The organism is Rhodococcus sp. 3258 (assembly GCF_031456475.1).
Lineage (GTDB): Bacteria > Actinomycetota > Actinomycetes > Mycobacteriales > Mycobacteriaceae > Rhodococcoides > Rhodococcoides fascians.
The window spans coordinates 424,173-446,121 of sequence record NZ_JAVDUT010000002.1 but is presented as its reverse complement, the minus strand read 5'-3'; the positions used below and the strand labels follow the sequence as shown (position 1 = coordinate 446,121).

The following is a 21,949-nucleotide window of genomic DNA, read 5'->3' as shown; positions in this document are numbered from 1 at the left end:
CGATCGGCTCATCAGGATCTTCGGCCGGTTCGTCGGTACCGGCTACGCGGCGTATCTACTGCTGCTCGTTCCTGACATCGCGCGCAGCAGCGTCACGGTCCCCGGGTGGTGGACCCCGGCCGCCGTGATCGTCGTGTTCGGTACCGGTCTCGCGTTCGGAGCCTTCACCTTTCACCCGAGCATCAGGGTCAGCCAGGTTGCGGGTTCGATCGCAGCGTTGGCATTCCCGGTCATGGCCCTGCTGTGGTGGGTGGCCTGGGACGGGACCACCTTCGATCGGAGCGGAATGTTCCTGTCCGCATTCCCCGGCCTGGCCTCACTCGCGGCCGCGACCGTGTGGCGACCCATCCCGGCATTCGTGCACACGGCCGTCTCGGTGGTGATCGTGCAACTGATCAATCAAGCTGTGCGAGAGCCGTTCCCTCGCAGCAACATCATCGCCGAAATATTCTTCGGGCTGATGTTCTGCACGGTGTTCGTCGCGGCGACTCTGGCCGCACTGCGTACCGGTCGCATTCTCGACGCCACCATCAGCGCCACCCACGGCGATGCCGCACGGGCGGCTGCGGCGAATGCACGCGAAGTCGAACGGGAACGGTTCGACGCCCTCATCCACGACGAGGTCATGTCGTCACTGCTGGCGGTCGCTCGCCAGGGCCGCACTGCCAGCCTGGCCCGTCAAGCACGTTCGGCATTGGCCCATCTGGACGGACTGCACACCGACACTGCGACACACGATTTCACCGTCGACGACACGATCGCTCTGATGCGGGCCTCCGCATCGACGGTCGACGAGTCGATCGATTTCAGGGTCCGCGAGGACCCCGCCGATTCCTCGGCGAACTACCCTGCCGATGCGGTCCGGTCGATCGCGGGCGCACTAGCAGAAGCACTGCGTAACAGCGTCGTTCACGCTCAGGCGTCGACCAGATCGGTGACGGTCGAGCTGGCCCCGTCGGCACTGCGAGTCATCGTGCGAGACAACGGTATCGGCTTCGATCGACGCTCGGTGCCTCCGCACCGACTCGGCGTCGCCGTCAGCATCGAGGGGCGGATGCGTCAGCTCGACGGTGGTTCGGCCGAGATCGACACCTCCCGCCGCGGAACCACTGTGCGATTGAGCTGGGCGCGATGAACGGCGAGGATGTTCGCGACCTGCTGTCGATGAAGTCGGGGGCCGCGTACGCCGTCGCCGGCTTCTACATCCTCGCGTGCGCCGTGTGTGCGTCGGCGACGCTGAAGGGCATGTCCGCGGTGTGGCCGCCGTTCGTCTCGGTGGTGGTGTTTTCGGCCGCGGTCATCCTGCTGCTCAGCGCTCCGGGGGATCCGCTGAGCCCACGGTCGACGGCGCTGCTCACCGTGTCCGGGCCGGTGGCCGCGTCGTTCGTCTTCGCCGTGGCGCCGGTGCCGCTGACCGGCAGTCTGCAGTCCTGGCCTCTGGGTATGTCCATTGTGATCTACACGTTCATGTGTGTCCGTGGCCGCACGCCGGCCGCGTGGTTCGGACTCGCGCTCACGATGTCTGTCGTCGTCGGTTGGGCAGCCTGGACGGGTCAAGGCGCACTGTTCGGGTTGTCGTTCAGCGCCATCAATATTGCTCCGTTGTTGATGGCGACCTTCTTCGCCTTCACCATCCGACCCCTCGGTGCAGCGATCTTCGAGCTCCGTGAACAATCCACCATCCGCATCGCCGCCCAGGCCGCCGCTGCGGCGGTACTCGAAGAACGTGACGCCCGCCTGGCCAGTCTCGATACGCTCGCCCGCCCGCTCCTGCAGCGCATCGCGGACGGCCCCGATCTCACCGACGAGGAAGTCCTGGCGTGCCGACTCCTCGAAGCCGAGCTCCGCGACACCCTGCGGGCCCGCGGGCTCGTACTGCCCGAGTTGGCCAGGGCGGCACGCTCGGCTCGCGCCCGCGGGGTCGAGGTCACGATGCTCGACGACCGAAGCCCCACAGCATTGAGCGAGAAGGTCCGCAACGACATCGCGGCGGGGGCGTCGAGCAGTCTGGACGGTGCCGTGACGGGATCGGTGACGGTTCGCTTGCTGCCTCCGGGCAGACCGGCCGCGGCGACGATCCTGCTCGACGACCTCGGTGACGGCGCTCAGCGAGTCGAATACGACGACTCCGGCCGCATTCTGGCCTGATCGGCGGGTGCCTGGGAGTGGGGTGAGGTCCCCCGCCGGTTATGGTGCAGAACACAGCGTGGTCGCTGCCTGTGCCGCGACCCGACACCGCTAACGAAGGGGATCGTACGACGTGGAGATTTCAGGAACAGCAGCGCTCGTCACCGGTGGCGCGTCGGGCCTCGGAGCAGCAACCGCAGCACGTCTGGCAGGCGCCGGCGTCACGGTGTTCGGTCTCGATCTGCCGCAGTCCATCGAGCGCGCCGGAGACAGTGTCCCGGACGGCGTGACCCTCATTCCCGCCGACGTCACCAGTGAGGCCGAGGTCGAGGCCGCACTGGACACCATCGTCGAGTCCGGTGTGCCGCTGCGCATCGTCGTCAACTGTGCAGGCGTGGGCTGGGCGGGTCGCATCCTGTCCAAGAAGGGACCGCACGATCTCGAGCTGTTCCGCACGGTCATCACCATCAACCTGCTCGGCACGTTCAACGTGATGCGGCTGGCCGCCAACCGCATTCAGTCGCAGTCCACCGTCGACGACGCCGGCCAGCGCGGCGTTGTCATCAACACCGCATCGGTCGCCGCATTCGAGGGTCAGATCGGCCAGATCGCCTACACCGCCTCCAAGGGCGGCGTGCACGCGATGACCATCACCGCGGCCCGTGACCTGGCCCAGGTCGGCATTCGCGTGAACACCATCGCCCCCGGCATCGTCGACACCCCGATGCTCGCCGGTGTCACCGAGGAATACCGTCAGGGACTCGAGGCGTCCGTGCCCTTCCCGTCGCGTCTCGCACAGCCCAGCGAGTACGCCCAGCTGGTGCAGATGATCGCCGAGCACGACTACCTCAACGGCGAAACGATCCGCATGGACGGCGCGATCCGGATGGCACCGCGCTAGAAGTCCTTTCGCGTGTGGCCCCGACTTCTCGGGCGCGGGGTCACACGCGAGCGCGCAGGTCCGCCACGGTCGGGATCTCGTGCTCGGCGCGGTCGGACATCCACTCGCGCAACACTTTGGTGGCGAGCACATCGTCCTCGTTGTAGACGAGTAGCCGTTCTCGCTGGGTGTGATCGGGATCGGCGTCGTATCCGACAGCCTCGCGGTACCAGCCCATCGACGCCTCGCCGCCGGCTTCCTCGTCGCGCCAGAAGAATCCGGCCACCGGGGCAATCTTCTTCAGCCCCTTGCCGTTCGGGCAGATGAACTGGTCGCTGACGGCCTGATAGATATCCACCCACTGCTCGCTGTCGATGAATTCGCGTATCTGCGCCTCGGTGGGCACTCCGGGGACGTCGGCGAAGCGTCGGGCCGAGTCGAGTAGCCATTTGTCCTCGGCTTGTCTCGAATAGCAATACGCTGCAAAGGTTTTCCCGCGAGCCGCGGCATCGGCTCGCGTGTCCATCAACCAATTCCAGAACACCGCGAACGAGCGTCCTTCGTCGACGGTGGGCAGCGGATCCCACGTGACAAAGCCGCGATACTCCGGCGGCGGTCCGCCTGCCTCGGTGAGGAGCGTGCCCCACAGGTACGCACCGTGCTCCTGATAGCTCTCCATGTCGACGTCCACCTCCACGTCGGCGCGGTGGACCGTCACGGTCTCCGATCGACGCAGCAGCGGCACGTCGGCACGCCAAGCCAACGCCGCGGACACCGCGTCTTCGAAGTTGCCGAAGGGCCACTCCTCGGGAGCCGGACCGGTCCATTGCGCCAGCTCGTCGATCGTCCGCACTCCCACGCTGCGCAGTACGTCCGCTCGGGATCCCGATGCGACGAGTGAGACGTCGCGGGCCGCCACCAACTGTGGCTTGCAGTCGAACCACCAAGCACACGAACGGCATTCGCTGATCTGCGAGGGAACGGTCACCGCGTCACCGCTCGCGACAGCAAGCCGGTCCGCGAAGCGAATATCGTATTCGTCGAGCGCGGCAGTCAGGTCGTGTACCAACACGCACTCTCCGCGATAACCCACTGCGCCTCCGACCGGGGTGGCCGTGGCCAAGCCCTCGTGGGCGAGCATGCGGTACAGGTGCGCGAGGCGGAGCTGATCGCGCAACTGGCTGCGCACCTTGCGGGTCTCGTCGACGGCGGGAGCCCAATGCGTGAGCGGTGTGGTGCGCGCACCGCGCCCGGGGTCGGTGACCTTGCGATTGACGACGATCACCGGAATGTAGCCGCCCGACGCGTCACGCACGAGAAGCTCGCTCCGTCCGCGGCGGCCGGTATCGCGTTCGAGTGGCAGAACTGCGTTCCAGATACGTTCGACGCCTGCGCTGCAGGCCGCGACGGTCGCATCGGCCGCAGCACGGGCCGTGGGCTCGTCGATCTCGGTCCACTGCATGGGGTCGGCCGCTGCCAACTGCGCGCGAATGTTCTCGCGATGCGCCTGGGCCGCCTCTCGGCGTTGCCGCACCCCGGGATTCTCGGGTTCACCGCGCAGGAGCGCCCCGTAGGCGGTGTCGAGATAGAGCCGGTGCCGACATCGCGTCAACGATCCGGCGTCGAGCAGCACAGGTGCGTGCGACGCTGCCGCATCTCGTTGACCGTTCACACCGCTAGACATTAGGTGAGCCCTCCGACAGCCGAAGAAGAACAGCTGCCCATTAGGCGGGAGTGGAGCCTGCGGAATGACCCATTAGGCTGTGTGGAACGCACCGTTACCGCCTAGCAGCACATGTCAGGAGCCTTGTCGATGGGTCTGTTCCGTAAGCGCAAAGGTCGTGCCACTCGCAAGGCGGAGGCGAAGGCCCTCAAGCACAAGGCCACTCTCGAGGCGAAGCTCGGCGCGAAGAACGAGCGCAAGCAGCTGAAGTCGATCGCCAAGGCGCAGCGCAAGCTCAGCGCGGTGGAGGCGAAGTCGCAGAAGAATGTCGAGAAGGCGCAGGTCTCGGCGTTGCGGGCTCAGCAGAAGGCGGCTGCGGCCGGCACGCTGAACGTGGCTCAGATTCGTAAGTATCTCGGTATTGCTCGGCTTCTGTTGCCGGTGCTGGCTCCGATCGCCTACCGCGCTGCCACCGTCGTTCGCGGGCAACTCGACAACCGTAAGGCGCAGCAGCTGGGTGTCGCACCCGATCAGCTGAGCGAGTACTCGGGCCACGGCGGCAAGCTCAGCGCCCGGATCGCCGGTGCCGAGAAGTCGCTGAGCACCATCGGATCGCGTCATTCGGATCCGGAGACCAAGAGTTTCGGTGCCGCGATCAGCGAGCGCCTCGACGATCTGACCACCGCTGTGCGCGCAGCCGAGCAGATGCCGCCCGCACGTCGCAAGACTGCCCACGCCGCCATTTCCGCTGAGCTCGACGGCATCGAAGCGGACGTGCTCGCTCGCCTCGGCGTGCGCTGATCTCACCGACCATCCGATGACCGACGGCTCTGCTGCACCGCTTCGCGGCGGAGCTGTCGGTACGGTCACCGCCGCGCTCGCGGTGGCTGCGCACGGAATGGCGGGCGGCGGCTATCTCAGCGGATCGGGCCTGGCTCTGCTGATCGTGGTCAGCCTCGGCGTCGGTGCCATGACTGCCGTTCCGCGTCGCTCGACTGTTCTGTTGCCCGCCCTGATGGGTGGCCAACTCCTCGCTCATACCGCACTGAGCCTGAGCGACATGGCCGGCATGTCGGGCTCACCACACAGTCATTCGCTGCTGCCCAGTGCCGCGATGATCGGCTTTCACGCGGCCGCGTCGCTGGTCGCCGCACTGTTGATCGCCGCAGCCGAACGTCTCTACGGCCCGATCACATCGATCGTTCGTGCCGTTCTCGCGCTCCTCACTCCCCTGCCCGACGGTTCTGCTGTCGGTCGCGTCCGGTTCTCCGTCGCAATGCCGTCGGTGCACGGTATTGCCCTGGACTGGGCCATTTCTCGTCGTGGGCCTCCGATGTCGATCAGCTCGTAACTCTGATCCGACATCCTCTTTCCACCTCCGTACAGAAATGACCCAACACTCATGAAGAGTTCCATTCCGCGTGCCTTGTTCGTATCCGGTGCCACCGTCGGCGCACTGCTGATCGGCGCAGGCGCAGCCTCCGCCCATGTGGTCGTCTCCGCGCCCGACGCCGCGCAGGGCGGCTACTCGGTCCTGACGTTCCGCGTCCCCACCGAGTCCGACACCGCATCGACCAACTCGGTCAAGGTCACCTTGCCCGGCCTCAATTCCGCTCGCACCCAACCCATTCCGGGGTGGACGTCCACCGTCGAGAAGGACTCCGCCGATCTCGCCGTGTCGGTGACCTGGACGGCGAATCCCGGTGCCGAGGTCGGTCCGGGCCAGTTCCAGCAGTTCCTGCTCTCCGCGGGGCCGCTGCCCGAGCAGGAAACCGTGTCGTTCCCGGCCACCCAGACCTACACCGACGGTGAGGTCGTGCAGTGGAACGAGCCGATGACCGAGGACGGCAGCGAGCCCGAGTTGCCCGCTCCCACACTGACCCTCGCAGCATCGAGCGGTGACGCGCACGGCGGAGCCCACGCCGAGACGACGGACGCAGCCGAGCAGACGTCCACGTCCTCCTCGGACACCACCGCCCGGTGGATTGCCGGTGCCGGGCTCGTTCTCGGTGCCGTCGGCGCCGGCCTCGGAATCGGTGCAACCGTACGGAGCCGACGCTCGTGAGGGCGCTGACCGTGTCCGCCAAAGCGGTGGTCGTATCGGCGGTGGCCTTGCTGGCACTGCTGGTCGCGGCTCCGATTGCCTCGGCTCATTCGCAGGTCACCGGGTACAGCCCGGCCGACGGTTCCTCGCTCGACGCATCTCCGGCGACGGCATCGGTGACCTTCAACGAGGTGCCGCAGTCGCAGTTCGCAACGCTCAACGTCGTCGGCCCCGACGGCAACATCTGGTCGAAGGGCGATGCTCGCATCGAGGGCCAGAGCGTGGTCGTCGACGTCGGTGATCTGGGCCCTGCCGGCGAGTACACCCTCGCCTACCGCATCACCTCGGCAGACGGTCATCCGGTAAGCGGCACGGCCACGTTCACGCTGACGCAGGAAGGGTCCGGAACACCCGGGGCACCGGCCGATGCGTCGGGCACCTCGGAAGAGTCCGAGGACGGGTTCCTCGGCGGTTACGGACCTATCGTGCTGGTCGTGATTGCGGTCCTCGCCTTCGGCGGAGCATTGGCATTCGCACTGCGTAAGCCAAAAGACCTGCGTAAGCCAAAAGACCTGCGTAAGCCAGAAGACCAGCGTAAGCCGAAGAGCGAGAAGTAGATCCGACGTGGCTGCGGTGAGCGAGAGGAGCGTTCGGCTCGTGCTCGCCGCCGCAGCCTCGGCGGTGGTGGGGGTCGCGGCAGCGTTCGCGCTGGCGTACCCCACCTTTCCCAGCGGGTCGTCGTGGCTCCGCGTCATCGCTGTCGCGTCGGGTTCGGTGGTGTTGGGGTTCGGAATTCTCGCTGTCCTGGACGGTAATTCCGCATCTCGACGCCCCGCCCTCGACTCGCTGGTGATGTGGCGGTCGATCGGGTTCCTGTCGGGTCTGTGGGCGGTGGCCGAGTTCGTCCTGTTGGCAGCGGCCGCAGCCGAGGCCGAGGGCCGAGCAGTGACGGCGCTGTCGCCGAGTGCATTTGCGGCCTTCGTCGCGTCGATCTCCGTCGGTCGACTCGGCGCGACGACGGTGCTCCTCGCGCTCGTTCTGTGCGCCATGGGCGTACTCGGATATCGACGAGACGCATCCTGGTCCCCGGTTCCCGTGGTCACACTGGCGGCGCTGGCCCTGGTCGCGCGACCGATCACCGGACACATGTCGCAATTCGCATTCGGGTCCATTGCCGTTGCCGTTCATGTGGTGTGCGCCTCGGTGTGGCTCGGTGTGCTCGGCGCGATGGCGCTGAGTCTGCGGACCAAGACAGCGTGGGCGACGCTTTTACCGGCCTATTCCCGGATCGCGCTGTGGTGCGTCGTCGGGGTGGCCGTGACCGGCGTATTCGACGCGGTCCTGAAGTTGGAGAGCCCGGCCGCTGCGATCGAGACAGGTTACGGCCGAATCGTTCTCGCCAAAGTCGTGATGACCGTGATCCTGGTGGCTGTGGCATCTCGGATCCGCCGCACGTGGTTGCCGACCGCCACTGCGCACCGCTCCACGGCGGACTACTCGGTGCGGCGAGCTGCAGCTCATGTCTGTCTGCTGGCGGTGGCGTTCGGACTGGCGGCGGCGTTGGCGACCACGGCGTAAGGCCGGAGTGCAGCCAGCGGAATGACCAGGAAAGCGAGTCTGTCGGGGCTCTGTACTAGCCTGAGTGCATGCCGAAGTTGACTGTGGTGCCGGGTGGTTCCTCGGTGTCCGCGCGCGATCGGATTCCCACGGTCGCCGAGTTCTTCGCCGGTATCGGTCTGGTGCGAATGGGCTTGGAGCAGGCCGGTTTCGAGGTGTGCTGGGCAAACGACATCGAGCGCGACAAGCACCACATGTATCGCCAACACTTCGGTGACGACGCGGCCCATTTCCAGCTCGGGGATGTTGCCGGCACGCGCGGCGGCGATCTGCCGGACGGTCTGTCGTTGGCTTGGGCGTCGTTTCCGTGCACGGATTTGTCTCTGGCCGGGGGCCGGGCCGGTCTCGCGGGCAAGAACTCCTCGACATTTCGGCACTTCACTCGGGTGTTGGACGAAATGGGTGACGGCCGACCCGAGGTGGTCGCGCTGGAGAACGTCGTCGGCCTGGCCACCAGTCATGGGGGCGACGATCTGGCGGCCGCGGTCCGTGAGCTCAACGAACTCGGCTATTCGGTGGACGTCCTCACCATCGATGCTCGACGGTTCGTCCCGCAGTCCCGTCCTCGTCTGTTCCTGATCGGTGCGCAACATCCGCCGGAGGATGCCCGCGATCCCAACAGTGAACTGCGTCCGGATTGGTTGCAGGCGGTCTACGGCGATTCGACGCTGTCGACGCATCGGGCTCCACTACCCAGCCCGCCGATCCCGTTGACCAGTGGTCTCGGCGATCTGGTCGAGCGGATGGATTACCGCGACGAGCGCTGGTGGGATGCAGACCGCACCGAGGCGTTCGTACGCTCGTTGTCCCCGATTCAGTTGCAGCGCATCGAGATTCTGAAGAAGGCGCGCAAGGTCAGTTACCGTACCGCCTACCGTCGTACCCGCAATGGCGTCGCGGTGTGGGAGGCCCGCCCCGACGACATCTCCGGCTGCCTGCGTACTGCGCGCGGCGGGTCGTCGAAGCAGGCGGTGGTCAAGATCGGCCACGGCCGGTTGCAGGTGCGCTGGATGACGCCTCTCGAGTACGCCCGCTTGATGGGCGCCGGCGACTACACGCTCGGCGGTCTGCGGAACAACCAGGCGCTCTTCGGTTTCGGTGATGCGGTGTGCGTTCCGGTGGTCGCGTGGCTGGCGGAGCACTACCTGATGCCCCTGGTGAACGGGACACTCGGTTCCATCGCGCCGAATGCGACTGCTGCGCATGTCCAGTCACGGTAAGTCCTCGCTGCGGGCGTCGGCGGTCGCGCCGCGCAAGAGCAGTCTGCCTGCGGACGATGTGCAGTCCTTTCGAGCTGCACTGCGAGAAGTGCTGAGCGAGAAGGACGATCGAGGGCGCGTCTGGTCGGCGGCCAAGTGGGGCGTGTATGCGTTCTACGACTACGACGGCGAGCCGATCTACGTGGGGCAGACCAAGGAGAAGCTCAGCGTTCGGGTGCAGCGGCATCTGACCAATCAGCGGACCGACGCCGTCGCGATGCGAGTGCTGGACGTGTTCGAGGTCGCGGAGATCGAGATCTGGCCGCTCTGGCAGTACGAGGACCTCAAGAAGTCCGACGGCGCAGAACAATTCCGCGCCGCCGAACGAGACTTGAACGCCCACGAGTACACGGCGTACCTCGAGGCCATCGACAGGTCGCGTCACAAGGCAATTCTGAACGAGAAGATCCCGCCGGTCTCCGAGCCCATCACTCTGCCTGCGTCACTGCGGCGGTCGCTGATTTCCGAGCAGACCCGAATAGAGCGCGGGCACCCAGACATTCGGATCGCGCGACGCGCGGAGACCATCTCCCGATTGGCTGCGGTCACTCGCGAGCGCGGCGAGGTGTCCGAGGGTCTGCGACGCGTCCTGGTGGTGCAGGCGGTGCGGCTGGCGTATTTGTCTGCAGAGCGACTCGCCTTCGTCGAGGGTCACCCCATTCCCGATCCCGCGGCCATCGACGTCACCGCCCTGGTGGGTTCGGTGCTGCACGAACGTAGCGATCCCGTGGATCCGGACGACCCCGAAGACCCAGAGGACCTACCCGAGCCCGACGCCGAGCTGGACCTGTTCAGCGACTACTGACTCCCGTCGCCGTAGGCTCGACCTGTGCCGCTTCCCCCTCACGTTGCCGATCTCACCAGCATCGATCTGTTGCTGTCGGTGGCAGAGCTCGGCAGCATCGGCCGTGCCGGACACGCCCACGGCATGTCGCAGCCCGCGGCAAGTTCTCGCATTCGCGCGCTGGAGCGTCGCGTCGGAGCGCCGTTGTTGAAGCGGGGCGCACGCGGAACGGTGCTGACGGAGTTCGGCGAGCTCGTCGCGAGTTGGGCAGCGCCGGTCGTCCGGTCGGCCGAGGACTTGGCGACGGCGATCGCCACGCTGCACGCCGAGCGCATCGGCCACCTGCAGATCGCGGCCAGTCAGACTGTCGCCGAATATCTTCTGCCGAGATGGCTGGTCACACTGCACACGACGCTGCCCCAGATCGTGCCCACGCTGAGCTCGGGCAATTCGGCGGTGGTCGCCGCGACGGTGCTCGCCGGAGACGCAGACCTGGGGTTCATCGAAAACCCCAGTGTCCAGGCCGAACTCACGTACCGTACCGTCGCAACCGACGAACTGGTTCTGGTCGTGGCACCCGGACATCCGTGGGCACACACTGCACCGTCGACCGCGCAGGTAGTCGAGACGGCGCTGGTCACCCGCGAGGCCGGGTCGGGAACCAGGTCCGTGTACGAGAGTGCGGTTGCTGCAGCAGGTTTCGGCCCGCCCACACCTCCTCTACTGGAAGTGTCGTCGACGACGGCTATCAAGTCCGCTGTGGCGGCGGGGATCGGCGGTGCCGTCCTCAGTTCACTGGCCGTCGCGACGGAGCTGGCGGCGGGCAGTCTGATCGGAGTGCCGCTCCCCGATCTGTCCCTGCACAGAGACTTGCGCGCGATCTGGCGATCGGGCCGTGAGCCCAGCGGCCCGGCCGCGGAACTTCTGACGGTCGCTGGGTCCATCCAGTCATAATCTTCAGTTATGGCTGGCTAGCGAATTGCTGTCTACCGGACGTGGGCCGCGTCGCGCACAGTGAAGTCATGACCGTCCTCGAGTCCGTCTCGTATGCACCCCGGCTGTCGCGCAGGCGGACCGTCGAGCACATCACCCCCAACTGGTTCGCCGCCGTCATGGGAACCGGCATCGTCGCCACCGCGGCCGCCACACTGCCCGTCGACCTCCCTGCGTTGCGCGTCGTCGCCGTCGTCGTATGGGTACTCGCTGCCGCAGCACTCGCAGTGATCGGCGCAGCCTTCGTGCGGCACTGGACCGGGTACCGCGCACGCGCAGTCGACTACGCGCAGCACCCGGTGATGATGCAGTTCTACGGCGCACCGCCCATGGCCTTGCTCACCGTCGGCGCCGGGGCCGGCCTGCTCGGCGGAGACCTCATCGGTCCCACGGCGGCCACGGCACTGTTCGCAGTCCTGTGGGTCGCCGGCACGGTCACCGGCCTGCTCACCAGCGTTGCCGTGCCGTTCCGCATGATGACGTCCGGTCCCCGGGATCAGGTCACGGCATTGCCGGCGTGGTTGATGCCCGTCGTCCCGCCGATGGTGTCGGCATCGACCGGAGCGTTGTTGCTTCCGCATCTGCCCGACGGCCAGTGGCGGTTGGCGCTGCTGTGCGCGTGCTACGCGATGTTCGGGCTGTCGCTGATCGTCGGAATGCTCACCATGACGTTGATCTACGGACGCCTGCTGCACGGCGGTCTGTCGTCCGTCGACGCGGCTCCGATGGTCTGGATCACGCTGGGGTTGATCGGCCAGTCGATCACGGCGGCGAACCTGCTCGGCACCGATGCATCGATGGTGTTCACCGGTCCGCAGTCGTCGATCGCCGTCGGGCTGCACGTCGTCGGGATCGGCTACGGACTGATCATGGGCGGATTCGGCGCGCTGATGTTCGCACTGGCCACTGCCCTGACCGTGCACGCGGCGCGCAAGAAGATGAGCTTCTCACTGACGTGGTGGTCGTTCACGTTCCCGATCGGCACCTGCGTCACCGGAGCGACCGCGATGGGCAATGCCCTCGATTTCGGCGCGGTCCGTGCCCTTGCCGTACTCCTGTACGTCGTGCTCGTGACGGCCTGGATCACTGTCGCCACTCGAACTGTCCGAGGCGTGTGGCGAGGAAACCTGCTGCAGCCCAGCTGATCTCACATGTGCGCGAGCACGTTCACCACGTTGCCGCCCGCGTCTCGGAAGAAGAATCGGCGCACGCCCCACTCCTCGTTGGTGATCTCGTACACGATCTCGAGATGTGCACCCACCGCGGCGCGGTAGGCCGCGTCGACGTCGTCCACTTCGAGAGACGCCGACGGATTCACCGGGCCGGTGGGGTCGACGGTGATCAGACTCAGTTGCGCGTTGCTGTCCCCCGGTGACGCAAGTGTGGCGATCCAACCGTGGTTCATCACCACCTCCATGCCGGTGACCTGGACATACGCGTCCAGCGCCGCATCGAGATCGGTGACCGTGAGCAGGGGCATCGCGCGCACAACGTCCATGTTCGGACTGTATCGCCCTCCCCTGGGCCCGGGATCGGCTCCCCAGTTTCGGATTTGTGCCGCCGATCGCAGGCTGGAATCCAGATCGGGGGAGCCGATCCCCCACCTCGGCCCCACCTCGCCACGACGCTGTGACCCACCAGACAGATATATTGTTTGCTTAGCGCATGTATGTATATATATGGTTGCAGACAGCAAGTAAATCGAACTCAGCGTTGGAGTACTCATGGCAGTTCAATCCACGACAGCGGAATCGCTCGTCGAAGAGGTTTTCCTCTTCGGGCGCACGCTGAAGCGGGCCGTGACCACCGGAGTCGAGGATTCACCGTTGCCGCAGGCGCTGACCGGAGTTCTGGCCATCCTCGCGACAGAGGGTGAATGCAGACAGACCGACCTCGCCAGCAGGCTCTGCGTCAGCCAGTCCGCCCTCAGCCGGCAGATCGCGGACCTCGTCGAACTCGGCTACATCGATCGGCACCCCGATCCGGACGACAGAAGAGCGTCCCGGGTCTGCGTGTCGGACGAAGGCCAAGCTCGACTGAAACAGATTTGGGACAGGCGAGCTCGTCGCCTGGCAGAGATGTTGAGCGAGTGGAGCGAAACCGAGGCTCTCGATGCCCTCGATTCCATCCGCAAGCTCAACGACACGTTCACCGAAGACGCCCACGCCCAGCACCAGGACGTGGCCCGCATTGAATTGATTGCGAGATAACCAATGACAACATCCGCGGAGAATCCGCCGAATCAGGCAGTCGCCGATCCCGATGCGATGACGCATCGCCAGATCCTCGAAGCCCTCACCGGTCTGCTGGCCGCGCTGTTCACCGCGCTGCTGAGCACCACCATCGTCTCGACCGCTCTGCCGACCATCATCGGTGACCTGAAGGGTTCGCAGACCGCGTACGCCTGGGTCATCACCACCGCCCTGTTGGCCAACGCCGCATCGACGCCCATCTGGGGCAAGCTCGCCGACCTGTTCAACAAGAAGGTCCTGGTCCAGAGCTCGATTCTGATCTTCGTCGCGGGCTCGCTCATCGCCGGCTTCGCGCACAACGTTCCGGTGCTGCTCGCCGCACGTGTGGTGCAGGGCATCGGCATGGGTGGCCTGACGGCACTCGTCATCGCCATCATCGGAACCATCGTCTCCCCGCGTGATCGTGGCCGCTACTCCGGTTACACCGGTGCCGTCATGGCCGTATCGATGTCCGGTGGCCCCATCCTCGGCGGCGTCATCGTCGACAGCCCCCTCGGGTGGCGCTGGTGCTTCTTCGTCTGCGTGCCGCTCGCTGTCATCGCCCTCGGCCTGCTGCAGAAGACGCTGCACATCAAGACCGTCCGCAAGGACAACGTCTCCATCGACTGGCTCGGCGCACTTCTGCTGACCGCAGGCGTGTCCGTTCTCCTCGTGTGGGTTTCGTTCGCAGGCAAGGCCGACTACTACGCCTGGATCTCACGTGAGACCGCGTACCTCGTCGGCGGCGGAGTTGCGCTGCTCGTCCTGACGATCATCGTCGAGGCTCGGCACAAGTCGCCGATCATCCCGCTCAAGATCGTCACCGAGCGCACCACCGGCCTGGCCATCATCGCGTCCATCGCCGTCGGCGTCGGCCTCTTCGGAGCCACCACGTTCCTCGGCCAGTACTTCCAGACTGCTCGCGGCTACACCCCCACCGAGGCTGGATTGCTGTCCATCCCACTGGTATTCGGCATGCTCGTCGCCTCCGTGGGCTCCGGTCAGCTGATCACCAAGTTCGGTCAGTGGAAGCCGTTCATCGTCACCGGCTCCATCTTGCTGGTCATCGGATTCCTGCTGCTGGGCACCATCGACCACGCCACCAGCCTGGTGACGGTCGGCATCTTCATCACCATCGTCGGTCTCGGTACCGGCATGCTGATGCAGAATCTCGTTCTCGCAGTGCAGAACACGGTCAGTGTGCAGAACGTCGGTGCAGCATCGTCGACGGTTGCCTTCTTCCGTACCTTCGGCGGAGCGATCGGCGTCTCGGTTCTCGGTTCGCTGCTGGCAACCCGTGTCGCCGAGAAGTCGGCAGCCGGTCTGGCGCAGCTCGGTGTGGACGGTTCGGCCGGAGGCGGCGGATCGCTCGACCTCACGGCACTGCCTGCTCCGATCGTCAGCGTCATCCGCACCGCATACGGCGACGCGACCGGACGCATCTTCATGATCGCCGGCTTCGTTGCGATCGTCACGCTCATCGCAGTGGTCTTCATCCCGAACCGCCCGCTGCGCAAGACGATCGACATCGCGTCGGCACCGGCGCAGGGACCCGTCGCCGATCTGGACAAGACCGATCTGGACCAGAACGATCTCGACGCTGATGCTCAGGCACAGCCCGAGCGTCGGGAACAGCTCGCCGAGATCCCGTCCTTCGGGGCGACTCAGGATTACGTCGGAGCGCAGTACGGCAACGAACGGCGCTTCGAGCGTCGCAACGAAGGTCGCCACGAGGCTCAGCCGGGTCAGCGTCCCTTCGATGGACTGAGCACCGATGCCCGTGATCGACTGCTCACGCTGCTGCTGCCCCAGCCCGAGGACACGTTGACCGCACTCGACGAGGCCGAGGCCATTCGCGCCGAGGTGATCGAGCTGCAGCAGGAACTCGACGCCAAGATGCTCGACTTCGATGCAGTGTGCGAGCGACTTCGTCGACTCGGACTCAGCGAGCAGCAGGTGGCCCGGGTGTTGGGAGACAACCACATTCCCGACAGCCACAATCACTACGCCAACGCCGGACTGAACGGCCACAGCGTCAACTGATCTGCCACAGAACAGCGAAAGGCCCCGCACACCCGAAAGGGAGTGCGGGGCCTTTCTCGTTCGCCTGCCGACTACTACCGGCCGGGTATGTACTTCAGCGCTTTGACGAAGGGAGGCATGATCTTTGCCCACAGCTTCGGCGGAAGTCCGCGCGGTCCACCGAGATTGAGCAGGCGGGTCGTCGCGATGGTCTGCGGCTCGGTGTACTTGAGCAGTCCCTCGTTTCCGTGCCTACGGCCCATGCCGGAGACGCCCATTCCGCCCATCGGTGCACCGGTGGTGCCCCAGGTCGGCGCGTAACCCTCGTCGACGTTGACCGTGCCCGCGTGCAGACGTGCCGCAATGGCCTCGCCCTGCGCCTTCGTCTTGGCCCAGACACTCGCGTTCAATCCGTAGTCGGTGTCGTTGGCCTTCGCGATGGCCTCGTCGACGTCGGCGACGGGGTAGATCGACACCAGCGGCCCGAAGGTCTCGGTCGCCGCACACTCCATGTCCTCGGTGACGTTCGTCAGCAACGTCGGCTCGTAGAACAGCGGGCCGATGTCGGGACGCGCCTTGCCGCCCGCGACGACGGTCGCGCCCTTGACCTTGGCGTCGTCGACGTGCGCCGAGACCGTCTTGATCTGGTCCTCGGAGATGAGGCTGCCCATTTCGATGCCGAACTCGTAGTCGGCACCCACGGTCATGTTGCGTACCCGCTGGCCGAACTTCTCGGTGAACTCGGCGGCGATCGACTTCTCGACGTAGATGCGCTCGATGGAGATGCAGAGCTGACCGGAGTTGGAGAAGCAGGCGCGCACTGCCGCGTCGGATACTTCCCGCAGGTTCGCGCCCTTCGCGACGATCATGGCGTTCTTGCCGCCGAGCTCGGCGGAGAAACCGATGAGTCGACGCCCCGCCTGTTCGGCCAGGAGCTGACCGGTGGCCGTGGAGCCGGTGAACATGACGTATTCGGTGTTCTCGACGATCGCGGTGCCCACCACCGAGCCGGGGCCGGGGACCACGGCGAACAGGTCGCGGGGCAGACCGGCCTTGTAGAGCAGCTCGACGCAGGCCAGCGCGCAGTACGGCGTCTGGCTGTCGGGCTTGAGCACGACGCCGTTGCCGGCCAGCAGCGCCGGAATGGCGTCGGACACCGCGAGAGTCATCGGGTAGTTCCACGGCGAGATGATTCCGACGACACCCTTCGGCTGGTACCGAACGCGAGTCTTGGTCAGCACGGGAAGCATGCCGGTGACCTTCTTCGGGGCCAGCAGCTTGGCGGCCGTGCGTGCGTAGTGCCGCGAGGTCATCGAGATGTCGAGGACTTCCTCGAGGGCGGCGGCGCGGGACTTGCCCGTCTCGGCCTGCGCCATGTCCATGAGCTCGTCGCGGTGCGCGAGCACCAGGTCGCGGTAGCGGTGGAAGATCTCTGCGCGCTCGGAGACCGGACGCTTGGCCCAGGCCGCCTGAGCGGTACGGACGCGAGCGATCGCAGCCAGAGCATCTGCAGCCGTGCCGACCGGAATGGTCGCCAGCTCCTTACCGGTGAACACCTCGGTGATCGTCTTGGTGGGACGCGAGTCCGCGTCGGGAATGGCGATGAGATCAGCGAGCCGGGAAAAGGTCGCAGTGGACGGAGCAGGCATTTTTGCATCCCTACTGATGAGTAGTGTTCGGAGTAACAGACAACCTACCTGGTCTTCGGCTCAGTTCACAGGGCCGATGTTCCCTGGCCCTGTGGCACGATGGGCGGTGGTCTACTCCGACGTCGGGGCGTTCGGAAGCAACAGGGTGGGGAATCCATGCGCAAGGCACTAGTTCTGGCCGGAGCAGCAGCACTGATGGTGGTATTCGCGGGGTCTGCGCAGGCAGATCCGGTCCAAGATTTCATTGCTCCACCGAGCGATCCGGCTGCGTATCTCCCCACGTCACTCGGCGATGCGTGGTTCGATCCGCCGGCGGGATACGAGAATCTCGTGCCCGGCACTGTCCTCGCTCGACGCGATGTCTCGGTGACCCCCGAGGCCTCGTCCGTCCAATTGCTCTTCCGCTCCACCGATTCGAAGAATCGTCCCATCGCAGCGGCGACGACTGTGCTGACTCCCACTGCGCCGTGGACCGGTGGTGGAGATCGCCCCGTCATCGCATACAACGAGGCGACGGATTCACTCGGCAACAAATGCGCGCCGTCGTACACCCTCCCGCGGGGCAACAACAAAGAGATCGATCAGGTCCGGATCCTCCTCGGCCGCGGTTACACCGTGGTGATGACGGACTATCAGGGGCCGCGTCAGGCATATTCGGCCGGTCTCGTGTCGGGGCACACCGTGCTCGACGGTCTGCGTGCCTCCCGGACTGCAGGCGTGAGCGCGGATGCACCCATCGGCATCACCGGATATTCCGGCGGTGCGATCGCCTCGGGCTGGGCGGCCCAGTTGGCCCCCGAGTACGCACCCGAGCTGAACATCGCCGGAGTCGCGTTCGGCGGCCCGCCGACCGATTACAAGATTCTGCAGACGTCGCTCAACGGCCAGATCGGATCGGGCTTGTTCACTGCGGCGACGATCGGACTGTCCCGGGAGTACCCGGAGATGCGGCAGCTCGCCAACGACAACGGCAAGCGACTGGCGCTGGCGCAGAAGGATCAATGCGTGGATGTGTTGTCCTACAGCGGACTACTGCTGTTGGACCAGCGAAATCTCTCCAACGTCCCGGACGTCTTCGCGCATCCGATCACCACGGCCGTCGTCGAGGAAAACCGCATGGGCCAGACGAAGCCGGACGCGCCGGTGTACATCTACCAGGGCCTGCAGGACTTCCTCATTCCCAAAGAAGGTGCCGAGGCAGTGCAGGATCAGTGGTGTGCAGCGGGAGCGTCGGTACATCTGGAAGAGGTGCCCGGCGACCATTCACAGGCCCAGACCAACGGCCGTCCCGGTGCCTACGACTGGCTGGCGCAACGACTGGCCGGAGTACCCACCTCGGGTTGCGAACGTGTGATTCGCTAGAGGTCCATAACGAATCGTTTTTTCGTCTTGACCCTCACGCCACGGGAGGCAGCACAGTGTCCTTCGTGAGTGATTCGTCCGCGAACAGTTCGGTTGACGTCCAGGTCGGCATGCAGGTCGGCGCGGTCTCGAAGTTGGTGGGTGTCAGCGTCAGAACGCTGCATCACTACGACGAGATCGCGTTGGTGGTGCCGTCGGGGAGAACTCCCAAGGGCTATCGGACGTATTCATCGGCCGATGTCGAACGGCTGCATCAGGTATTGACCTACCGCGAGCTCGGGTTCCCGCTCGAGGTCATTGCAGCGTTGCTCGACGACCCGGCGGTCGATGCCATGGCGCATCTGCGGCGGCAGCGAGAGTTGTTGAATGAGCGGATCGATCACTTGCACGCAATGGCTGCGGCCGTGGACAAGATGATGGAGGCGAAGAAGATGGGTATGCAATTGACTCCCGAGGAGCAGCGAGAGATCTTCGGCGACAACTGGACCGGCGAGGAATACGCTGAGGAGGCCGAGCAGCGCTGGGGCGAAACCGACGAGTGGAAGCAGTCGCAGCAGCGTACGGCGTCGTTCACCAAGGACGATTGGAAGGCCGTCAAGGAAGAGACGGACCTCCTCGAAGCCGATCTCGCTGCCGCGATGCAGCGGGGTGTGTCGCCGAATTCCCCCGAAGCCGGGGTACTGGCCGAGCGTCATCGCGCGTCGATCGAGCGGTACTACGACTGCGGTTACGAGATGCAGGTGAACCTGGCGGAGATGTACATCGCCGACGAGCGATTTGCCAAGCACTACAACGGTATCGCCGACGGTTTGGCGCAGTATCTCCGTGACGTCATCGTCGCGAACGCCGCTCGTCAGGGCTGACTCGTCTCGATCCGCACCCCTTTTCGGAATCCGCGCCTCCTGCAGGGGGTGCGGATTCCGACCCGGGGCGTAGATATCCGGGCGAACGCTGCTCGTCAGGGTTGACGCGGGCCATCGCGGACCGCTCGTGTGCGGTCGATCCGCCCCACACACCGTGCCGTTCGTCGGTGTCCAACGCATGCTGCAGGCACCGCGTGACGACGGGGCATCGGTCGCACACGAGCTTCGCCTGCCGTTCGAGATTTCTCAGCGAGTATCCCCGCAGCCCCAGGGGCGGGTAGAACATCGAGACCGGCATCGAGCGGCAGGCGGCATTCATCTGCCAATCCCAGTGGTCAGAGATAGGTTGCATTGCTTGTCTTTTCATCGAACTCTCGTATGGATCAGACACCGAGGAGACTGCGGGCATTGCCGGATGTGACGGCGCGCCAGTTCTCCAGTCCACCGTCCGCGGCACCGGCGTCGAGTAATCGCAGTTGTTCTTGCACAGCGGCGATCGGCGTGAAGCAGTAGTCGCTGCCGTACACCAGACGATCGGGCCCGACCGTCGAGAGCAACGCCGGCAGCTGCCGCGGAACCGGCGTACCGGCGAGGTCGAACCACAAGCGCTGCAGTACATTCGGCGTCGACGGGGTACCGAGACCGACCTGCGTCCGGAAGAAGTCGACCCGATCTGCCAACAGCGGCAGCACTCCGCCGCCATGAGTGAACACCCAACGGATGTGAGGGAACCGATCGACCACGCCCAGCAGAATCAAGTCGACGACCGTTCGTGCTGTGTCGAAAAGGAATTCGACCATCGGAGCGGGCCTACCGAGCTCTACCGCAGCTGCATTCGGCGGTGAGGTGGGATGCACGAAGACCACCGCCGACCGCGCATCGAGCGCCGCGAGCAACGGCGTAAGCATGGCGTTGCCGAGATACATGCCGCCGGCGTTCGACATCACGGTGACCCCGTCGGCACCGAGCTGATCGAGAGCCCGAATGGCCTCGACCGTCGAGTCGACGACGTTCGGAAGGGGCAGCGACGCAAAGAAACCGAGGCGTGGCTGACCCTGGACAACTCCGGCTCCGAAGTCATTGACCCGTCGGGCCAGATCGGCAGCCTTACCGTCGTCCCCGAAGTGCACCCCTGGGCTCGACACGGACAGGATCGCCCTGTCGATCCCACACCGGTCCATCATCTGCAGATGCTCGGTCACCGACCAGGACGGCCACTTCGGCATGCCGTCGGGAAAGACGATGCCGGACGCGAGCGCTTCCCGCAGGTAGAAGTCGGGGACCATGTGCGAGTGCACGTCCACTACTCCCCCGGCGGCAGGCTTCGGTGACGCCGACGCGGTCGCTGCGGACAGGGCGACGCCCGAGAGCGTGGCTGCACCGAGCGCGCCGAGCAAGGTTCTGCGGTCGATCACGATCTACGTCCTTGTCGTCGACACCACCCGGTCCGAACTGACGCTATCGTCACATATGAGATTATCCGCAGTCAACGGTGACTTGTACCAACTGATGTAGGACTAACATGGCGCGATGACGACCGAACGTACGAAGCCCAGTCCTGCGCAATTTGTGGGGTACTCGTTCGGTCAGGTCCTGCCCCCGTCGATGCAGGATTGGGTCCGAAACGACCTCGTCGGCAACGGTGCCCAAGTGCGCTACCTGGCTCGATTCACGGTTCCCGTCATCCCGTTGCTGCTGCTGTTCCTGCTGATACCCGGCCCACTGTGGATGTCGCTGGCGATGATGGCATTGCTGTTCATTCCGCTGGTGTACTTCGCGATAGCGCTGATGAACGTCTATCGGCGGCACCGGTTGCTCATTCACGGCCTCGATCCCCAGTTGATCAACGCCAAGGCGCAGACACGCGTCGACCGCACCCGGGACGACTACGAGCGACGTCACGGCCGCGGCTGACGATCGGACGTTAGTCTTCTGCGCATGACTTCACCTGTGGTATTCAAAGCAACCGCTGATCTGGCCGACGAGATCGGTCCCGACATCCGCAGCTGCGACACCCAGTTCATCCAGTTCGGCAAGCACACCGAGTTCGCCGGACCCATCACCACCATCCGCTGCTTCCAGGACAACTTGCTGGTCAAGCAGACGTTGAGCGAGCCCGGCAACGGCGGCGTTCTCGTGGTCGACGGCGACGCCAGCGTCCATACCGCGCTCGTCGGCGACATCATCGCCGGGCGAGGCGTCGACAACGGCTGGGCAGGCGTCATCGTCAACGGCGCTGTGCGGGATTCGGCGATTCTGCGCACCCTCGACATCGGCGTCAAGGCATTGGGGACGAACCCACGCAAGAGCACGCAGACGGGATCGGGCGAGAAGAACGTGCCGGTGACCTTCGGCGGCGTCACCTTCACCCCCGGCGAGATCGTCTACAGCGATCACGACGGAGTGGTCGCAGTCTGATCCGACGCGAAAGGGACGGCCGCGGTGCCGTCCCTTT

Annotated in this window: 23 protein-coding genes; 18 read left to right on the top strand and 5 right to left on the bottom strand. The window is 65.4% G+C overall.

The features are described from left to right. The first annotated feature begins 232 nt into the window (after positions 1 to 232). The 3 genes from J2X62_RS09625 to J2X62_RS09615 all read left to right on the top strand — a co-directional run bounded on the left by J2X62_RS09625 (position 233) and on the right by J2X62_RS09615 (position 3,028). Positions 233 to 1,135 (top strand): sensor histidine kinase, encoded by a 903-nt coding sequence (locus tag J2X62_RS09625; protein WP_371827933.1) that lies wholly within the window; start codon positions 233 to 235, stop codon positions 1,133 to 1,135. Then, positions 1,132 to 2,148, top strand: coding sequence for a hypothetical protein (locus J2X62_RS09620; RefSeq protein ID WP_310179956.1), 1,017 nt, complete (start codon positions 1,132 to 1,134; stop codon positions 2,146 to 2,148). Before J2X62_RS09625 ends, J2X62_RS09620 begins: the two co-directional genes overlap by 4 nt. 112 nt (positions 2,149 to 2,260) lie before the next feature. Further along, positions 2,261 to 3,028, top strand: a complete 768-nt coding sequence (locus tag J2X62_RS09615) for an SDR family NAD(P)-dependent oxidoreductase (RefSeq protein WP_027494862.1) — start codon at positions 2,261 to 2,263, stop codon at positions 3,026 to 3,028. 40 nt (positions 3,029 to 3,068) lie between these two features. Here J2X62_RS09615 and J2X62_RS09610 read toward each other — a convergent pair whose 3' ends face one another. After that, the gene (locus J2X62_RS09610) at positions 3,069 to 4,691 is read right to left on the bottom strand and encodes a TM0106 family RecB-like putative nuclease (protein ID WP_371832710.1); all 1,623 of its coding nucleotides are present in this window, start codon (positions 4,689 to 4,691) and stop codon (positions 3,069 to 3,071) included. 129 nt (positions 4,692 to 4,820) lie between these two features. Between J2X62_RS09610 and J2X62_RS09605 the strand changes: the two genes are divergently transcribed. The 9 genes from J2X62_RS09605 to J2X62_RS09565 all read left to right on the top strand — a co-directional run bounded on the left by J2X62_RS09605 (position 4,821) and on the right by J2X62_RS09565 (position 12,512). Further along, a complete protein-coding gene (locus tag J2X62_RS09605; RefSeq protein ID WP_027494864.1) occupies positions 4,821 to 5,471 on the top strand; it encodes a DUF6474 family protein in 651 nt (216 codons plus the stop codon). A 16-nt stretch (positions 5,472 to 5,487) separates the two neighbouring features. Then, positions 5,488 to 6,021 (top strand): hypothetical protein, encoded by a 534-nt coding sequence (locus J2X62_RS09600; RefSeq protein ID WP_032391162.1) that lies wholly within the window; start codon positions 5,488 to 5,490, stop codon positions 6,019 to 6,021. A gap of 51 nt (positions 6,022 to 6,072) precedes the next feature. Beyond that, positions 6,073 to 6,735: a YcnI family protein gene (locus J2X62_RS09595; RefSeq protein ID WP_032366718.1), complete on the top strand. Its 663-nt coding sequence runs from the start codon at positions 6,073 to 6,075 to the stop codon at positions 6,733 to 6,735. After that, entirely contained in the window at positions 6,732 to 7,331 is a 600-nt protein-coding gene (locus J2X62_RS09590; RefSeq protein ID WP_310179950.1) for a copper resistance protein CopC, read from the top strand. The genes J2X62_RS09595 and J2X62_RS09590 overlap by 4 nt, the downstream gene beginning before the upstream one ends. Positions 7,332 to 7,347: 16 nt before the next feature. Further along, a complete protein-coding gene (locus J2X62_RS09585) occupies positions 7,348 to 8,292 on the top strand; it encodes a CopD family protein (RefSeq protein ID WP_310179949.1) in 945 nt (314 codons plus the stop codon). Positions 8,293 to 8,360: 68 nt separating this feature from the next. Continuing rightward, positions 8,361 to 9,551 (top strand): DNA cytosine methyltransferase, encoded by a 1,191-nt coding sequence (locus J2X62_RS09580; RefSeq protein WP_027494869.1) that lies wholly within the window; start codon positions 8,361 to 8,363, stop codon positions 9,549 to 9,551. Continuing rightward, positions 9,520 to 10,395 carry a GIY-YIG nuclease family protein gene (locus J2X62_RS09575; RefSeq protein WP_222073964.1) on the top strand — a complete coding sequence of 292 codons (876 nt, stop codon included), beginning with the start codon at positions 9,520 to 9,522 and terminating at the stop codon, positions 10,393 to 10,395. Before J2X62_RS09580 ends, J2X62_RS09575 begins: the two co-directional genes overlap by 32 nt. Before the next feature lie 24 nt (positions 10,396 to 10,419). Further along, positions 10,420 to 11,328 (top strand): LysR family transcriptional regulator, encoded by a 909-nt coding sequence (locus J2X62_RS09570; protein ID WP_310179945.1) that lies wholly within the window; start codon positions 10,420 to 10,422, stop codon positions 11,326 to 11,328. A gap of 68 nt (positions 11,329 to 11,396) precedes the next feature. Continuing rightward, positions 11,397 to 12,512, top strand: a complete 1,116-nt coding sequence (locus J2X62_RS09565) for a TDT family transporter (RefSeq protein ID WP_310179943.1) — start codon at positions 11,397 to 11,399, stop codon at positions 12,510 to 12,512. A gap of 2 nt (positions 12,513 to 12,514) precedes the next feature. On the opposite strand, the gene J2X62_RS09560 is transcribed toward J2X62_RS09565, so the two are convergent. Beyond that, positions 12,515 to 12,865: a VOC family protein gene (locus tag J2X62_RS09560; protein ID WP_032391160.1), complete on the bottom strand. Its 351-nt coding sequence runs from the start codon at positions 12,863 to 12,865 to the stop codon at positions 12,515 to 12,517. A 226-nt stretch (positions 12,866 to 13,091) separates the two neighbouring features. Between J2X62_RS09560 and J2X62_RS09555 the strand changes: the two genes are divergently transcribed. Then, complete coding sequence (locus tag J2X62_RS09555; protein WP_032366715.1) at positions 13,092 to 13,577, top strand: MarR family winged helix-turn-helix transcriptional regulator; 486 nt, start codon at positions 13,092 to 13,094, stop codon at positions 13,575 to 13,577. Positions 13,578 to 13,580: 3 nt separating this feature from the next. Then, positions 13,581 to 15,641 carry an MDR family MFS transporter gene (locus J2X62_RS09550; protein ID WP_287453754.1) on the top strand — a complete coding sequence of 687 codons (2,061 nt, stop codon included), beginning with the start codon at positions 13,581 to 13,583 and terminating at the stop codon, positions 15,639 to 15,641. Between the two features lie 74 nt (positions 15,642 to 15,715). Here the strand turns inward: J2X62_RS09550 and J2X62_RS09545 are convergent, their stop codons facing one another. Then, positions 15,716 to 17,269: a succinic semialdehyde dehydrogenase gene (locus tag J2X62_RS09545; RefSeq protein WP_027494877.1), complete on the bottom strand. Its 1,554-nt coding sequence runs from the start codon at positions 17,267 to 17,269 to the stop codon at positions 15,716 to 15,718. Between the two features lie 156 nt (positions 17,270 to 17,425). Here J2X62_RS09545 and J2X62_RS09540 point away from each other — a divergent pair, with 156 nt between their 5' ends. Beyond that, positions 17,426 to 18,631, top strand: coding sequence for a lipase family protein (locus J2X62_RS09540; protein WP_032366712.1), 1,206 nt, complete (start codon positions 17,426 to 17,428; stop codon positions 18,629 to 18,631). 110 nt (positions 18,632 to 18,741) lie between these two features. Further along, a complete protein-coding gene (locus J2X62_RS09535; protein WP_032367256.1) occupies positions 18,742 to 19,494 on the top strand; it encodes a MerR family transcriptional regulator in 753 nt (250 codons plus the stop codon). On the opposite strand, the gene J2X62_RS09530 is transcribed toward J2X62_RS09535, so the two are convergent. Together J2X62_RS09530 and J2X62_RS09525 are read right to left on the bottom strand one after the other, a co-directional pair. Next, positions 19,463 to 19,846, bottom strand: coding sequence for a WhiB family transcriptional regulator (locus tag J2X62_RS09530; protein WP_256983338.1), 384 nt, complete (start codon positions 19,844 to 19,846; stop codon positions 19,463 to 19,465). The two genes, J2X62_RS09535 and J2X62_RS09530, sit on opposite strands and share 32 nt — an antisense overlap. Before the next feature lie 31 nt (positions 19,847 to 19,877). Continuing rightward, positions 19,878 to 20,909: an amidohydrolase family protein gene (locus J2X62_RS09525; protein WP_230593068.1), complete on the bottom strand. Its 1,032-nt coding sequence runs from the start codon at positions 20,907 to 20,909 to the stop codon at positions 19,878 to 19,880. A 115-nt stretch (positions 20,910 to 21,024) separates the two neighbouring features. Here J2X62_RS09525 and J2X62_RS09520 point away from each other — a divergent pair, with 115 nt between their 5' ends. Continuing rightward, positions 21,025 to 21,408, top strand: coding sequence for a DUF5313 family protein (locus J2X62_RS09520; RefSeq protein ID WP_094642801.1), 384 nt, complete (start codon positions 21,025 to 21,027; stop codon positions 21,406 to 21,408). Positions 21,409 to 21,432: 24 nt separating this feature from the next. Then, complete coding sequence (gene rraA / locus J2X62_RS09515) at positions 21,433 to 21,912, top strand: ribonuclease E activity regulator RraA (protein ID WP_032371978.1); 480 nt, start codon at positions 21,433 to 21,435, stop codon at positions 21,910 to 21,912. Positions 21,913 to 21,949 lie beyond the last annotated feature (37 nt).